Source organism: Allofournierella sp. CML151, assembly GCF_027853465.1.
GTDB lineage: Bacteria > Bacillota > Clostridia > Oscillospirales > Ruminococcaceae > Allofournierella.
The window spans coordinates 146,167-159,375 of the sequence record NZ_JAPNNW010000003.1 but is presented as its reverse complement, the minus strand read 5'-3'; the positions used below and the strand labels follow the sequence as shown (position 1 = coordinate 159,375).

Genomic DNA, 13,209 nt, shown 5'->3' with positions numbered 1-13,209 from the left:
TCAAGCCCTTTCTTGCCCTTTTCAAGGGCCCGGGGCGGACCCGGGGCTCACTTGCCCAGGCTCTGGTAATACCGCTTCATGGTGGCGGCGTCCTCCGCCTGAGTACCGGCGGACTCGCAGATGATTACCGGCGAAAGCCCCCGCTCGTAGCACAGCTCCAGCAGCGGCTCAAAGTCCGGCCCGTAAACGCTGTCGGCGAAGGTCAGATGCTGCTTTTCGCCGCCGGTGGTGTATTCGATCTTGCTGAAGTGCACATGGAACTTACTGGCCCGCTCGTCGCCCAGCACCTCGCCCATCCGGTCCAGGATGGCGGCATAGTCCGCCTTGGTCTTGATGGAGCCCTGGTCCCGGGCGTTCAGGTGACCGAAGTCGATGCAGGGGGTGATGCGCTTGTCCACTCCGCAGAGGGCCAGCACCTCGTCCAGGGTGCCCAGCTGGCCCACCTTGCCCATGGTCTCGGGGCAGAGCACGATGTCGGAGAAACCGGCCTCGTCCACCGCCGCCACAATGCGGTGCATGGTGTCCAGTGCCTTTTCCAGGGCGGCTTCCCGGCTCTGCTTGCCGCAGCTGCCGGAGTGGAAGATCACCCGCTGGCCACCCAGCGCCCGGATAGCCGCCGCGCTCTGCAGGATGTAGTCCACGCTGTTCAGGCGTTTTTCCTCCTCCAGGCTGCTCATGGAGATATAGTAAGGGGCGTGCAGGCTGAAGTAGATGCCGTGCACCGCCGCCTGGGCGCGGATCTTGGAGGCAAGCTCCTCCTTGATGCGCACGCCCCGGCCGCACTGATACTCGAAGGCATCCAGGCCCATTTTCGCGGTGTATTCCGGCACCTGCACGCTGTTTTTATAGCCCTGCTCGGCAAAGCTCTGGCTTGTGCCGGCGGTTCCGAATAAGATGCTCACAGCAGCTTCCCTCCCTTTTTGAAATAGCGGGCCAGAAAGGGCTTTTCCAGCCTGCGCTTGAAGCGAATGCCCTTTTTGAAATCCTCATACATAGGCTGCACCACCAAAGCCGGAATGCCGTACAGCGCTCCGGCCAGCCGGTCGGTGAACAGCTGGTCGCCCACGATGGCCATCTGCCGCCGGGGCACCCCGAATTTTTTGCGGGCCCGGGCCAGACCGAAGGTGAGCGGCTTGCAGCTCATGGCCACATAATCCAGCCCGATGGACTGGGCAAAGGGCCGCACGCGGGCCTCATTGTTGTTGCTGGCAATGGCCAGCTGAATCCCCGCCGCCCGCATCCGGTCCAGCCAGTCGCGGATTGCTTCGGGCAGCTGCTGGCTGTCGTGGCCGGTGAGGGTGTTGTCCACATCCAGCACAAGGGCGGTGATGCCCTTCTGCTGTAAAAATTCCGGCGTGATGGCCGCCGCGCCACAAAAGAGATACTCCGGTGTGATGAACATAGCGCTTCTCCCATACAAGCGGGGCACTGCCCCGCGAACCGATAAAAAATGAGCGGGCCCCCAAGGGGACCCGCTCAGGCGTTTGCACGCATTTCAGCCATTGTTCCGGCTAACCGCAATTACTTAAACTTGCGCTTGCGGGCAGCTTCGGACTTCTTCTTGCGGCGCACAGAGGGCTTCTCGTAAGCTTCACGCTTGCGAACCTCGGCAAGCACACCGCTGCGGGCGCAAGAACGCTTAAAACGACGCAGCGCGCTCTCCAGCGACTCGTTGTCCTTGACACGAATTTCCGACATCTATTTTTCCCTCCCTTGGACCTGAGGCAGGAGTTTCGTTGCATAGCCCCAAATTAGGGTATTCAACATATCGATTATACTATGCCACAGTTAGTTCTGTCAACTAAAATCTTGTGCAAATTCAAAACTTTCTGCGGTTGAAGACCGTTTTCCGGTCTTCAACCGCAAATCGTCAACAGCATTGCTTATTTGACCACCAGGTTGACCAGCTTGCCGGGCACGGCAATCTCCTTCACGATGGTCTTGCCCTCCAGCAGAGCGGCCACGGAGGCGTCCGCCTTCACGGCAGCCAGGGTGGCGTCCTTATCCAGGCCGGAGGCCAGGTTCAGGCGGGCCTTGGGCTTGCCGTTCAGCTGCACCAGCACCTCCACGGTGCTCTCCACGCACTTGGCCTCGTCGTATTCCGGCCACTTGGCGTGCGCAATCTGGCCCTCAAAGCCCTGCTGCTGCCACATCTCCTCGGTGATGTGGGGAGCGAAGGGGTTGACCAGGATCAGCAGGGTGCGCAGCTCGTCCTTGGTGGCGCCGCCGGCAGCGTACAGATCGTTCAGCAGGCTCATCATGGAGGCGATAGCGGTGTTGTGCTTGAGCACCTCGATGTCCTCGCCCACCTTCTTGATGGTCTTGTGGAAGGCGGTCTCCAGCTCGGGACGGTAGCCCTCGCCGGGAACGATCATCTCGCCCAGGCCCCACAGGCGATCCAGGAAGCGCTTGCAGCCCTTGATGCCCTTGGTGGACCAGGGAGCAGCCTTCTCGAAGTCTCCGATGAACATCTCGTACAGGCGCAGGGTATCGGCGCCGTACTCGTTCACCACGTCGTCCGGGTTGATCACGTTGCCGCGGCTCTTGGACATCTTCTCGCCGTTCTCACCCAGGATCATGCCGTGGCTGGTGCGCTTGGCGTAGGGCTCCTTGGTGGGAACCACGCCGATGTCGTACAGGAACTTATGCCAGAAGCGGCTGTACAGCAGGTGCAGGGTGGTGTGCTCCATGCCGCCATTGTACCAGTCCACAGGACCCCAGTATTCCACGGCCTCCTTGCTCACGGGAGCGGTGTCGCAGTGGGGGTCCATATAACGCAGGAAGTACCAGGAGGAACCGGCCCACTGAGGCATGGTGTCGGTCTCGCGCTTGGCGGGGCCGCCGCAGCAGGGGCAGGTGGTGTTGACCCATTCGGTGTGACGGGCCAGCGGGCTCTCGCCGCCCTCGCCGGGCTCGAAGTCGCTGATCTCGGGCAGCTTCAGGGGCAGCTCGCTCTCGGGGATGGGCTGCCAGCCGCACTTCTCACAGTAGACCATGGGGATGGGCTCGCCCCAGTAACGCTGGCGGCTGAACACCCAGTCACGCAGCTTGAAGTTCACCTTGGCGTGACCCTTGCCCTCGCTCTCCAGCCATTCGATCATCTTTTTCTTGGCATCTTCCACGCTCAGGCCGTCCAGGAAGCCGCTGTTCACCAGGGTGCCGGTGGCAACGTCGGTGAAGGCTTCCTTGTCCAGGTGGCTTTCGCCCTGGCCCTTGACCACCTCAACGATGGGCAGGCCGAACACCTTGGCGAACTCGTAGTCGCGGGTGTCGTGGGCAGGCACGGCCATGATGGCGCCGGTGCCGTAGGTGGCCAGCACATAGTCGGAGATGAAGATGGGGATCTCCTTGCCGTTCACCGGGTTGATGCCCATCACGCCCTCCAGCTTCACACCGGTCTTTTCCTTGTTCAGCTCGGTGCGCTCGAAGTCGCTCTTGCGGGCGGCCTCCGCCTGGTAGGCGCGCACGGCGTCGGCATTCTGGATGGTGCCGTTTTCCAGCCACTGGTTCACCAGGGCATGCTCGGGGCTGACCACCATGTAGGTGGCGCCGAACAGGGTGTCGCAGCGGGTGGTGTATACGGTCAGGGTGTCGCCGGTGGTGGTGGGGAAGTTCACCTCGGCGCCGGTGGAGCGGCCGATCCAGTTCTTCTGCTGGGTGGCCACGCGCTCGATGAAGTCCAGGCCGTCCAGATCGTCGATCAGGCGGTCGGCATAGGCGGTGATCTTCAGCATCCACTGGCTCTTCACCTTGTGGACCACCTCGCCGCCGCAGCGCTCGCAGCAGCCGTTCACCACTTCTTCGTTGGCCAGCACCACCTTGCAGCTGGTGCACCAGTTCACGCTCATTTCCTTCTTGTAGGCCAGACCGTGCTTGTACAGCTGCAGGAAGATCCACTGAGTCCACTTGTAGTAGCTGGGATCGGTGGTGTTGATCTCACGGTCCCAGTCAAAGGACAGGCCCAGCGCCTGCAGCTGGCTCTTGAAGCGGGCCACGTTGTTCTTGGTCACGATCTCGGGATGGATGTGATTCTTCATGGCGAAGTTCTCGGTGGGCAGGCCGAAGGCATCCCAGCCCATGGGGTACAGCACATTGTAGCCAGCCAGCCGCTTTTTGCGGGCCACGATGTCCAGCGCGGTGTAGCTGCGGGGATGGCCCACATGCAGGCCCTGGCCGCTGGGGTACGGGAACTCCACCAGAGCGTAGAACTTGGGTTTCGTGTGGTCGATCTTGGCGGCGAAGGTCTTTTCGTCCGCCCAGACTTTCTGCCATTTTTTCTCAATGGCTTTGAAATCGTATTTCACCTTTATCAACTCCAACCAAAATTTGAGCGTTTTGCCCCTTACGGCACTGCCGCATCACTCCGCGTTTTGCCCCGGAAGGATGCGGCCGCGCCGTTAAAATAAAACGGCGACAGCCAGTTTTCCACCGCAGGCTTGTCCCGCTGTGGAAAACTGGCTCATGGCCGCCCCATGCTTGCACACGGGGCGGCGTTCCGTTTGATTTATTCGTTTGCGCCGCCCTCGGCGGGTGCGTCGAACTGGATGTCGCACTCCTCGGCATCCGCCCACAGGTGCTCCAGGTCATAGAACTCCCGGGCCTGGGGATAGAACACGTGAACAATCACAGTGCCGTAGTCCAGGAGAATCCAGTTCTTGGCGTCGTAGCCCTCGGTGCGCAGAGCCTTCACGCCCTGCTGCTCCAGCTGGAACTCCACTTCCTCGGCCAGGCTCTTCACGTGGGTGGTGGAGGTACCGTTGGCGATCACAAAGTAATCGGTGAGCACGGTCAGATCCCGCACCTTCAGCACCTTCACGTTCGCGGCTTTTTTGGTGTCCAGCACTTTTGCGATGCTGGTTGCAAGCTGCAAGCTTTCCATTAATTTTTCTCCTTTCGCCTTTCCTTTCCGGAAAAGTCAGAGTGGTGTTTTCCTGTTTATTCCCCGCTCTGGGCAGTGCTGGTATCCCCGGTACTGCTCTCGCCGGTATCCCCGGCTGCCGTGTCCAGCTGGCCCATGTACTGCACATTGGAGTCGGTGGAAGAACCGACGGTAGGCACAGTGGGCACATCCAGGCTGTCCACAGGGGTGGTGTAGCTGAGGAAATAGGTGTTGATCAGATCCAGGGTCTTCTCGGTGTCGCACACCTGGATGGCGTTGCCGTTGTAGTATTCCGCGGCGCTGTAGGTGGGCACCTTGCACATCATAATGTTGGCGCTGTCCACCTGCAGGAAGCTTACGCCCACGCTCACCAGCACATCGCCGGGCATATCGGTGGTCACATACTTCAGGGCCACCGGGGTCAGCTTGGCGATATCCCACACAGTGGCGGTGCGGATGCGGGCGAACAGGCCCTGGTAGAAGTAACGCTGCATGTCCAGACGCTTGATGTCGCCCTGAGCGTAGGTCTTACGGTTACGCACAAAGAACTCCACCGCGTTGCCGTCCATGGTCTGCAGGCCCGGATACAGGATGCTGCCGTCGTACTCCATGTACTCGGGCACATAGACCTCGATGCCGCCGAACAGATCCACGATCTCACGCAGGGACTGCATGTCGATGGTCACATAGTAGTCGATGGGCAGCTTGTACTGCTCACTGATCAGCTTGGCCAGATCGGCGATGCCGCCCTCGTTGCGCAGGGCCACCGCATTGATCTTGCCGGTGCCGCCGGTCTTGTATTCCTCGCCCACGTAGGTGTCGCGGGGAATCTGCAGCATGTTGATCTTCTTTTCCTTCACGTTGAAGTTCACGTACATGATCATATCGGTCATGCCGTCGTTGGAGCTGGAGCTGCCGCCGTAGTTGCGGGTCTCGTCCTTGTCGATGCCGCAGACCAGAATGTTCACCACGTCACCCTTGAACTCGCTGGGGGTGTTGATCAGCTCGCTCAGGCTGGGGGCGCCGCCCTCGGGGCTGATGCTGTGCACCACCCACTGGTACAGGCCGAACAGGCCCACACAGACCACGGCCACCAGGGTCAGCAGGCTGATCAGGGCGATTTTCAGCGGGCTCTTTTTCTTTTTCGGGCGGCGGCGGGGCTGGCCCTGGTGAGCTGCCGGCTGAGCCTGCCGCTGAGGCTGGGCCTGACGGCGGGGCTGCTCGCTAGCATGGTAAACCGTGCGCTGCTGGCTGCCGGTGGAAGCGGAAGAGCCGCTGCGGTTGATCCGGCGGCCGGTGGAGCCGCTGGGTGCGGACGAACGGCCCGAAGCGGAGCCGGTGTTCAGTTTACGGGGCTGTTTGGGTTCATTCATGGGTATCCTCCCTGGTTTGCATGCCGCGCTTCAGGTCCTCCAGGGCCTCGAGCGACAAGGGGTCGATGGATTTGCCGCATTCCTTCATCCATCCAATGTTCTTCTCCACGGCCGTACAGACGGCCTTGTCCAGATCCTCCTCGGCGAGCCTGCGCAGCTCGTACACCTCAGGATAGTCCCGCTCGGCGCTGATCATATCGCTCAGATAGATGATCTTGTCCAGCTTGGACATCCCGGCCTTGCCGGTGGTATGGCAGCGGATGGCGCTGACGATCTCCGGGTCGGTAACGCCCCATTCGGTCTGGGCCAGGATGGCGGCGCAGATGCCGTGCCAGACCGGCGGGGGGCTTTTTTCGGCATTTTGTGCCATTATAGCATTGTTTTGCAGGATCTGCAACAATTCCTCCCGGCTGCGCTCCTTCACCGCGTCGTGCAGCAGAGCGGCCAGCTCGGCCTTGTCCGGGTCTGCCCCGTACTTTTCGGCCAGATGCACCGCCGCGTCCCGCACGTTGATGGTGTGGGTGTAGCGCTTTTGGGAAAGGCACGCCTTTACCATCTTCTGCGCTTCTTTTGCGTTCATGGGTCCTCAGCTCTTTTCGTATAAATGATACTGTTTGCAGATGTGCTGCACCAGAGGCGGCAGCGCATCCATGCCCAGCTTCCCGGCGCGCACGTCGCTGGAGGCTGCCTGCAGCACCGGGGCGTGGGCGAAGATCACCCGGCCGCCCGCCGCTTCCAGCTTTTGGGCTGCGGCCGCAAGGGACGCCGCATCGCCGCTGTAGCGGCTCTGCACCACCAGGGTGGTTTTCTGAAGCAGGCTCTGCCATTCCCTCCACTGGGTGAAGGTGGTAAGCATATCGCTGCCCACGCTGAGAAAGATCTCGGCGCCCGGGTAGCGTTCTTCCAGCATGCGCACCGTGTCGATGGTGTAGTTTTTACCGCCGCGGCCGATCTCCCAGTCCGAGACGGCGAGATCCGGATGCAGCGGCGCAAAGCACTGGCACATGGTCAGCCGCAGGCTGGCCGGGGTGGCGCTGGCCGCCTTGTGAGGCGGGATGCCCGCAGGCATGACCACCACCTTATCCGGCTGCACCGCGTCGATGGCGCTCTGCAAAAGTCGCATATGGCCGTTGTGGGGCGGGTCAAAGGTGCCCCCGAACAACAGCAGTTTCATTGCACCATTCCCCCATCCTGCCCGGCCATGCATTCAAACAACGAGGCTTGCCGGGCAGATATTTCAAAAAAGTTACAAACAAATTGTAAACAATCTGTTTTTCGCGCTGTTTTGCGGCTGCTCAGCGGGCGGCCTTCAGGATATCCTCAAACTTGGACTCCTTCTTTTTCTTCAAAAACAGCACGAACTTGGAGCCGATGACCTGCACCACGTCGGCGCCGGTGGCCTCGGCCAGAATGGCGGCGGCCTCCTTGGCGTTGTACATGCTGGTCTCCAGCACCTTCATCTTGATCAGCTCCCGGGCTGCCAGGCAATCGGCGGTGGACTTGATGAGCATCTCGTCGATCTCGCCCTTGCCGACCTGGAAGACCGGATCGAGGGTGTTGGCGGCGGCGCGCAGCGCGGCGCGTTGTTTACTGGTGAGCATAGTGTTCTCCTTATTATTTACAGAATCAGTTGATTGGCGGCTCAGCCCTCGTTCAGGAAGGCGGCCAGGTTTTTGTCCAGCAGGGCCATGGCCTTGCCCCGGTGGCTGATGGCGTCCTTTTCAATGGCCTCCAGCTCGGCGTAGGTGCGGCCCTCGCTGTTGGGGCGCACGCCGCCTTCCGCCAGCCCCACCTCATCGGGCACGAACAGAGGATCATAGCCAAATCCGTTGGTGCCCCGGCGCTCGAAGATCACCCGGCCCGGGCACTCGCCCAGATAGGTGACGAAGCGGCCCTCGGGCAGATAGAAGCAGACGGCGGACACAAACTTTGCCGCCCGTTTGCCCTCCTCCACCCCGGCCAGCTCAGCCAGGAGCTTGTCGTTGTTGGCCTCGTCGTCACCATGGCGGCCGCAGTAGCGGGCGCTGTAGACGCCGGGCGCACCGCCCAGGGCCTCCACCATCAGGCCGGAGTCGTCGGCCAGGGTGGGCAGGCCGCTGGCTTCGCAGATGGCCTTTGCCTTGATGAGGGCATTCTCCGCAAAGGTGGTGCCGGTCTCCTCCGGCTCCAGGGTGATGCCCAGCTCCTTCTGGCTCTTGACCTGGTGGCCCTGAGCCTCCAGAATGCGGCGGATTTCTTTCAATTTACCGGCGTTGCCGGTGGCTGCGCAGATGAGCATTGGAATCTGTCTCCTTCGGATCAGTTTTCAGCGAACAGAGCGTCGGCAAAATCGTGGGGAGAGAACTCCATCAGGTCGTCCACGCCCTCGCCCACGCCCACAAAGCGCACCGGCAGGCCCAGCTTCTGCTTCACGCTGATGACCGCGCCACCCTTGGCGGTGCCGTCCAGCTTGGTGAGCACGATGCCGGTGGCGCCGGCGGCGCTGATGAACTGGGAGGCCTGATTGATGGCGTTCTGGCCGGTGATGGCATCCAGCACCAGCAGGGTCTCCACGCTGGCGGTCTCGCAGGCCTTGTGCACGCTGCGGCTGATCTTGCCCAGCTCGTTCATCAGGTTCTGCTTGTTGTGCAGGCGGCCGGCGGTGTCGCAGATCACGATATCGTAGCCCCGGGCGGCAGCAGACTGCACCGCGTCGAAGACCACGGCGGCCGGGTCGGCGCCCTCGCTGTGGCGCACCACCGGCACGTCCACCCGGTCGGCCCAAATGCACAGCTGCTCGGCGGCGGCGGCGCGGAAGGTATCGCCCGCGGCCAGCATCACCCGCTTGCCCTGGTCCTTATAGAGCTTGGCCAGCTTGGCGATGCTGGTGGTCTTGCCCACGCCGTTCACGCCGATCATCAGGATCACGGCGGGCTTGCCGCTCATGTCCATGGGGGCGTCCGCCACCAGCTCGCCGGTGATGATGTCCTTCAGGGCGGCCAGTGCGTCGGATGCGGTCTTGATGTGGTCCTTGCGCACCCGGCTGCGCAGCTCCTCCACCAGCCGCACCGCCTCGTCGGCGCCGGTGTCGGCCAGGATCAGCTGCTCCTCCAGGTCCTCGTACATATGGTCGTCAATCTCGCCCGCGTTGAGCATGTCCAGAATGCCGGCAAAAAAGCCCTTGCGGGTTTTGGCCAGGCCTTCATCCAGCTTTTTCTTCCGGCTGAAAAGTCCCATAATGTCTCCCCTCGTTTCCTTTCATCGCCCGGTAGTGCGGGCGGGTGGTTCGATTTGCCTGCTCTCTGGCAGGCGGTACTCTTCTTTTATATCACGAAACCAGCGTCGCGTCCACCTGTTCCAGGTCCAGACGCAGCAGTTTGGACACACCGTCCTCCTGCATGGTCACACCGTACAGCACGTCTGCGGCCTCCATGGTGCCGCGTCGGTGGGTGATCACGATGAACTGGGTGTGGTCGGTGATGCGGCGCAGGTACTGGGCGTAACGGGCCACGTTCACGTCGTCCAGCGCGGCTTCGATCTCGTCCAGGATGCAGAAGGGCGCCGGGTTCACCGCCAGAATGGCGAAGTAGATGCTGATGGCCACCAGCGCCTGCTCGCCACCGGACAGGGCAGCCAGGTTTTTGATGACCTTGCCCGGGGGCGACACCTGAATTTCGATGCCGCTTTCCAGCACGTTCAGCTCGTCGTCCAGCTTGAGGCAGGCGGTGCCGCCGCCGAACAGCTCGGTGAAGATGCGGCCGAAGTTCCGGTTGATCTCGGCAAAGCTGCGGGTGAAGATGTCCTGCATCTCGGCAGACAGCTCGGCAATCATCCGGGTCAGCTCGGTGCGGCTCTTCTCCACGTCCTGCACCTGGTTCTTCAGGAAGGTGTAGCGCTCGCTCACCTCTTTGTATTCCTCGATGGCGCCCACGTTCACATTGCCCAGAGCACGGATGCGGCTTCGGGTCTCGGCCACCTGGCGGCGCAGGTCGGCGGCGCTTTCAAAGGGCACGCAGAGCGGCTGCGCGTCGCTCATGGTCAGCTGGTATTCCTCCCACAGCTTGGCGATCAGCTCGTCGTATTCCTTTTCGGCGGCGGCCTTGCGCTCGTTCAGGCGGGCCATCTCCTGGCTCATCTTTTCACGCTCGTCGCTCACCGCGCGCTGGCGCTGGCTCTCGCGGCTGATGCTGCCTTCCTTCTGCATCCGCTCCTCGGCGGCCTTGCGGATGGCCTCCTCAGCTTCGCGGATGCGCCCGGCGCTCTTTTCCTTTTCCTCCTGGATGGTGCGGATGCTCTGCTCGTGCTCCTCGTTGGCCTTTTTCAGCCGCTCGATGTTCTCCCGCAGAGCCAGCTCCCGCTGACCGCTCTCGCCGTGACGGCTTTCCAGGTCCCGGATGGAGGCCTCGTGCAGGCTCACGTCCTTCTCGGCGGCCAGACGGGCCAGGCGGGTCTCGCTCAGCTCGTCGGACAGGCGGGCCCGGGTGGCAAGGAAGCTGTCGTCGCTTCCGGCCAGCTCGGTCAGCTCGGCCTCCAGGGCGGCGATCTGCTCGCCCAGGCGGGTCTCCTCAGCCTTGGCCTCCTCCAGCTCCTTGCGGCTGCCGCGGATGGTCTCGTTCAGCTGCTCGCACTCGGCGGCACGCAGCTGGGCGGCGGCCTGGGCCTGGCTGATGGCCGTTTCGATGCGGCGCAGCTCGCCCTCGGCGCGGATCTTATCGCCGCCCGCGGTGATGGCCTCGCTGGAGGCGGCGGTCAGCTGGGCGTTCAGAGCTTCCACCTCGGCCTTCAGCTTATCCGCCGCGGCCTGGGCCTGGCCCTGCTTATTCTGCAGGGAGCCGATCTTTTTGCGCAGGTCCTCGATCTCCTGGCGGCGGCTGAACAGACCGGCGGACTGGCTCACGCTACCACCGGTGAAGGAACCGCCCGCGTTGATGACCTGACCGTCGGCGGTGACGATCCGGTTGCGGTAGTCCAGCGCACGGGCGACCCGGCTGGCCTCCTCGATCTCGTCCACCACGATGATGCGGCCCAACAGGTTGGCCACGATGTTGTTGTATTTGGGGTCGTATTCCACCAGACTGGATGCCACCCGGGCGCTGCCGGTCAGGCGGGAGGCGTCGAAGTGGCTGCCCTTCACGGTGTCCAGCGGCAGGAAGGTGGCCCGGCCCGCACGCTCGTTGCGCAGGAAAGCCATGGCTGCCTTGGCGGCGGTTTCGCCGTCCACCACGATGTTCTGCAGCGCGAAGCCCAGGGCGGTCTCGATGGCCACCTCATAGCCCGGCTGCACCGTAAGGATGCTGCTCACCGGGCCGATGATGCCCCGCAGCCGGTGGTTCTGGGCGGCCTTCATCACGGTCTTGACGCTGTGCTGGTAGCCGTTCATATTCCGTTCCAGGTCGGTCAGCAGCTGCAGCCGCTGGGTGGAGGCCTCCAGCTGACGGTTCAGCTGGGCGGCCGCGCCGTCCGCCTCCTCCAGCTGCTTTTGCCGGCTGGACAGCTTCAGGTTCAGGCCGTTTTTCACATTTTCCAGCCGGGTCAGGCTTTCCTCCAGGGTGTTTAAGTAAGTCCTGGTATCGGCCAGCTCGCTCTCCAGCTCCTCCAGCCCCTGTCCGGAAGTGGGTTCGTTCTGCAACGCTTCCAGCCGCTGGGCGGCGGTGGCGGCGGTGCTTTCGCAGCCCGCGGCCCGCACCTTTTCTGCGGTCTGGCGCTCGGTCAGCTCGGCCAGCACCCCGGTCACCTGACCCCGGCGCTCGCCGGTGGCGGCGTTTTCCGCCTGGATGCGCCGGAGCATCTCTTCCTTTTCCCGGATCTGGCCGTCCAGCTGTTCGATGGTTTTCTGAATGGCCTCAATGCCTGCCCGGTGCTCCTGCATCTGGGCGGCGAAGCTCTCGCGCCCGGCCCCGCTTTCTTCCAGCTGACGGGCAAGGTCGGCCATGGTCTCGGTGTTGTGGCGGATGTCGTTGTGCAGCACGGCGATGCGGCTGTCGCTGCCCGCCACTTCCTCGGTGATGGTGCGGATCTCGCCGTTCAGCCGGTCCACCTCCATGGTGAGCCGGTTCATCTCGGCCCGGATGCCCTCGGTGGAGGCGTCGATGGCCTCGATCTCGGCGGTCATCCGGTCGTAGTCCGCCTGGGCGGTCTCGTAGCGGCGCTGCTGGCCGCGCACGGTTTCCTTGGCGGTTTTCACGCTGTCCACCCAGAGGGTGACCTCCAGCTCCTTGCGGCGGGCGGAAAGCTCCAGGAATTGCTGGGCCTTGGCGCTCTCCTTTTCCAGGGGACCCACCCGGCTTTCCAGCTCGTCCAGAATGTCGTGCAGGCGCTCCAGGTTGTCCTCGGCGCTGGCCAGACGGCGCTCGGCCTCGTTTTTGCGGTAGCGGTAGCGGGCGATGCCGCTGGCCTCCTCAAAAATCTCCCGGCGCTCGGCGCTTTTCGCGCCCACGATCTCGGCAATACGGCCCTGCCCGATGATGGAGTAGCCGTCCCGGCCGAGGCCGGTGTCCAGGAAAAGCTCGTAGATGTCCTTCAGGCGCACGTTCTGGCCGTTAATGGAATACTCACTCTCGCCGCTGCGGTAGTACTTGCGGCCGATGACCACCTCGTCGGCGTTCACGTCGATGCGGCGGTCGGAGTTGTCCACCGTCAGGTTCACGCTGGCAAAGCCCATGGCTCCGCGGCTCTGGGTGCCGCCGAAGATCACGTCCTCCATCTTGCCCGCGCCGCGCAGCTGGCGGCTGCTGGTCTCGCCCAGCACCCAGCGGATGGCGTCGGAGATGTTGCTTTTGCCGGAACCGTTCGGCCCCACCACCGCGGTGATGCCCCGGTCAATGGGGATCTTGATGCGGTCCGGGAAGCTTTTGAAGCCCTGTATCTCTAGTTCCTTTAATACCATAAATCCTCCCTGGGATCATTTGGATGCGAATGCTGTTGCTTCGCTCCGGCAGGAGAAAGCCGCGCAGCAGCGTTTTGGGCTGCGCTGTTTTC

Annotated in this window: 12 protein-coding genes; all 12 read right to left on the bottom strand. The window is 62.7% G+C overall.

Going from position 1 to position 13,209, the window contains the following annotated elements:
* Window positions 1-47 precede the first annotated feature (47 nt).
* The 12 genes from PH256_RS03650 to smc all read right to left on the bottom strand — a co-directional run bounded on the left by PH256_RS03650 (window position 48) and on the right by smc (window position 13,117).
* Complete coding sequence (locus PH256_RS03650) at window positions 48-902, bottom strand: TIM barrel protein (RefSeq protein ID WP_270913012.1); 855 nt, start codon at window positions 900-902, stop codon at window positions 48-50.
* Entirely contained in the window at window positions 899-1,402 is a 504-nt protein-coding gene (locus tag PH256_RS03645; protein WP_087183483.1) for a YqeG family HAD IIIA-type phosphatase, read from the bottom strand. The genes PH256_RS03650 and PH256_RS03645 overlap by 4 nt, the downstream gene beginning before the upstream one ends.
* A gap of 119 nt (window positions 1,403-1,521) precedes the next feature.
* A complete protein-coding gene (rpsU, locus tag PH256_RS03640) occupies window positions 1,522-1,698 on the bottom strand; it encodes a 30S ribosomal protein S21 (RefSeq protein WP_058963227.1) in 177 nt (58 codons plus the stop codon).
* A 185-nt stretch (window positions 1,699-1,883) separates the two neighbouring features.
* Window positions 1,884-4,304 (bottom strand): leucine--tRNA ligase, encoded by a 2,421-nt coding sequence (gene leuS / locus PH256_RS03635; RefSeq protein WP_087183529.1) that lies wholly within the window; start codon window positions 4,302-4,304, stop codon window positions 1,884-1,886.
* 200 nt (window positions 4,305-4,504) lie between these two features.
* Complete coding sequence (gene rsfS, locus PH256_RS03630; RefSeq protein ID WP_087183484.1) at window positions 4,505-4,879, bottom strand: ribosome silencing factor; 375 nt, start codon at window positions 4,877-4,879, stop codon at window positions 4,505-4,507.
* A gap of 56 nt (window positions 4,880-4,935) precedes the next feature.
* Complete coding sequence (locus PH256_RS03625) at window positions 4,936-6,252, bottom strand: LCP family protein (protein ID WP_270913010.1); 1,317 nt, start codon at window positions 6,250-6,252, stop codon at window positions 4,936-4,938.
* On the bottom strand, window positions 6,245-6,832 hold the full coding sequence (gene yqeK / locus PH256_RS03620; RefSeq protein WP_270913009.1) for a bis(5'-nucleosyl)-tetraphosphatase (symmetrical) YqeK: 588 nt from the start codon (window positions 6,830-6,832) through the stop codon (window positions 6,245-6,247). The genes PH256_RS03625 and yqeK overlap by 8 nt, the downstream gene beginning before the upstream one ends.
* 6 nt (window positions 6,833-6,838) lie before the next feature.
* On the bottom strand, window positions 6,839-7,426 hold the full coding sequence (nadD, locus tag PH256_RS03615) for a nicotinate (nicotinamide) nucleotide adenylyltransferase (protein ID WP_270913008.1): 588 nt from the start codon (window positions 7,424-7,426) through the stop codon (window positions 6,839-6,841).
* A 121-nt stretch (window positions 7,427-7,547) separates the two neighbouring features.
* Window positions 7,548-7,853, bottom strand: a complete 306-nt coding sequence (locus PH256_RS03610; RefSeq protein WP_087181547.1) for a YhbY family RNA-binding protein — start codon at window positions 7,851-7,853, stop codon at window positions 7,548-7,550.
* A gap of 41 nt (window positions 7,854-7,894) precedes the next feature.
* Window positions 7,895-8,530, bottom strand: coding sequence for an RdgB/HAM1 family non-canonical purine NTP pyrophosphatase (gene rdgB / locus PH256_RS03605; RefSeq protein WP_270913007.1), 636 nt, complete (start codon window positions 8,528-8,530; stop codon window positions 7,895-7,897).
* A gap of 20 nt (window positions 8,531-8,550) precedes the next feature.
* A complete protein-coding gene (ftsY, locus tag PH256_RS03600; protein WP_087183489.1) occupies window positions 8,551-9,468 on the bottom strand; it encodes a signal recognition particle-docking protein FtsY in 918 nt (305 codons plus the stop codon).
* Window positions 9,469-9,559: 91 nt separating this feature from the next.
* Window positions 9,560-13,117, bottom strand: coding sequence for a chromosome segregation protein SMC (smc, locus tag PH256_RS03595; protein WP_270913006.1), 3,558 nt, complete (start codon window positions 13,115-13,117; stop codon window positions 9,560-9,562).
* Between the last annotated feature and the right edge of the window lie 92 nt (window positions 13,118-13,209).

Excerpts from the sequence above, each read along its gene's own strand:
- rsfS (WP_087183484.1), bottom strand. The coding sequence starts at position 4,879 with ATGGAAAGCTTGCAGCTTGCAACCAGCATCGCAAAAGTGCTGGACACC.
- PH256_RS03610 (WP_087181547.1), bottom strand. The coding sequence starts at position 7,853 with ATGCTCACCAGTAAACAACGCGCCGCGCTGCGCGCCGCCGCCAACACC.
- rdgB (WP_270913007.1), bottom strand. The coding sequence starts at position 8,530 with ATGCTCATCTGCGCAGCCACCGGCAACGCCGGTAAATTGAAAGAAATC.
- yqeK (WP_270913009.1), bottom strand. The coding sequence starts at position 6,832 with ATGAACGCAAAAGAAGCGCAGAAGATGGTAAAGGCGTGCCTTTCCCAA.
- PH256_RS03645 (WP_087183483.1), bottom strand. The coding sequence starts at position 1,402 with ATGTTCATCACACCGGAGTATCTCTTTTGTGGCGCGGCGGCCATCACG.
- PH256_RS03625 (WP_270913010.1), bottom strand. The coding sequence starts at position 6,252 with ATGAATGAACCCAAACAGCCCCGTAAACTGAACACCGGCTCCGCTTCG.
- smc (WP_270913006.1), bottom strand. The coding sequence starts at position 13,117 with ATGGTATTAAAGGAACTAGAGATACAGGGCTTCAAAAGCTTCCCGGAC.
- nadD (WP_270913008.1), bottom strand. The coding sequence starts at position 7,426 with ATGAAACTGCTGTTGTTCGGGGGCACCTTTGACCCGCCCCACAACGGC.
- rpsU (WP_058963227.1), bottom strand. The coding sequence starts at position 1,698 with ATGTCGGAAATTCGTGTCAAGGACAACGAGTCGCTGGAGAGCGCGCTG.
- ftsY (WP_087183489.1), bottom strand. The coding sequence starts at position 9,468 with ATGGGACTTTTCAGCCGGAAGAAAAAGCTGGATGAAGGCCTGGCCAAA.